We start from the raw sequence: 1572 nt of genomic DNA on the forward strand, positions 1-1572 counted from the left end.
TTGGCGGCAGAGCGCTCGGCGGGCAAGGTCTCGGCCAGCGGCAGGTAACCCGACAAGGCCATGATGCCGGCCAGTTTTTTGGGCAAACGCAGCCCGGTGTGCAGGGCCATGGCGCAGCCTTGCGAGAAACCGGCCAGCACGATGTGGTGTGCCGGGATACCACGGGCAATTTCGTGCTCGATCAACGCCACGATGTCGCGCTCCGATTTTTTGATGCCGGCGGCGTCCTGGCGGCTCACCAGGTCGGGGCCATAAATGTCGTACCAGGCGGGCATCACATAGCCGCCGTTGAGGGTGACCGGCAGGCTGGGGGCGTTCGGAAATACGAAGCGGATCGGCGGGCAGTTTTTCAAATTCAACTCGGGCACGATGGCGGCAAAGTCACGGCCATCGGCACCGAGGCCGTGTAGCCAGATGACGGCGGCCGTGGGGTGCGGGGCACTTTCAATTTCGATGCGGGTGAGTAAGGTGGTCATATCAAAAAAAAGGGGGTAAAAAAACTGACGCGCAGGATACCGCAGATTGGCGCTGCAGGCGTTTAGAAAAGCTCCACGTCGCCCACGTTGGCGGCCTGGTCGGCCAATTGGCCGCTCGCCACCAGCGCGGCGTAGCTGCAGACCTGGTTGCGGCCATGTTCCTTGGCGTAGTACACCGCTTTGTCGGCGCGCTCGAAGGCGCCGCTGGGCGAGTCGCCGGTTTTGACTTCCGAGAAGCCGATGCTGATGGTGATGTGGCCGACCTGCGGGAATAAATGTGATTCGGTCACCGCACGCAGCCGCTCCAGCGCACCCGCGGCTTCATGCTCGCCGTGGCAACGCATCAGCACCACAAACTCTTCGCCGCCAAATCGGTACAACTGGTCGTGAAAGCGAAAGCAGGCCCGCATCAGCCGCGCCAGCAGCAGCAAGACTTCGTCGCCAATGAGGTGGCCGTAGTTGTCGTTGACCCTCTTGAAATGGTCAATGTCCAGCATCGCCAGCCAGTAACTGCCCGCGCCGGAGGTGTCGCGGCGGGGGTCCTGCGGCGCATCGCCAGAGAGTTCCTGTTCCAGCGTGGCTTTCAGAAAAGCGCCGTCAAATGTCTTGCGGTTGAGCAACTCGGTCAGCGCATCACGCTCGCCGTAGTCCAGCAGGCCCTGGAAATTCAGGTACAGGCGCAGCACGCCCGTGACCAGGCGAATTTGTTCCTCTGACAGGGGTGCCAGCGTGCCGATCTCCAGCACGGCAACGCTGCCAGGACTGCCCGCGAGGGGAAAAATAGTCAGCCTCGGGTGGCTGGTGGAGTGTGTGACCAGGCGTGTCGACACGGCTTGCTGGCGCAGCGGGTAGTCCGCCAGATGGGGTAGCAAATCCAGCCGGGACCAGGCGGAGTCCGCGGTGGGCGTCAAGGCCTGGGTGTTCCAGCGGGCGCTGGTCAGCCAGCGCTCATTGCTCGAATCGCCCACCACGCGGCAGATCACAGCAGTTTGCGGTTGCACCAGGTCCGCCATGGCGCGCACCAGCGCCAGGTCCAAGGCGTCGCGGTCACGCAGGGCGGTCAAGTCGGCGAGGGTATGGGCGAGGTTTGACATGA

Annotated in this window: 2 protein-coding genes; both read right to left on the bottom strand. The window is 63.2% G+C overall.

Going from position 1 to position 1572, the window contains the following annotated elements; all coding sequences use genetic code 11:
- Positions 1-476: carboxylesterase (locus WCG50_RS19340; protein WP_336901221.1), on the bottom strand; the 476-nt coding region annotated here is incomplete at its 3' end.
- A 62-nt stretch (positions 477-538) separates the two neighbouring features.
- Positions 539-1572: GGDEF domain-containing protein (locus WCG50_RS19345; protein ID WP_336901222.1), on the bottom strand; the 1034-nt coding region annotated here is incomplete at its 5' end.

The organism is Rhodoferax sp., from assembly GCF_037143375.1.
GTDB lineage: Bacteria > Pseudomonadota > Gammaproteobacteria > Burkholderiales > Burkholderiaceae_C > Rhodoferax.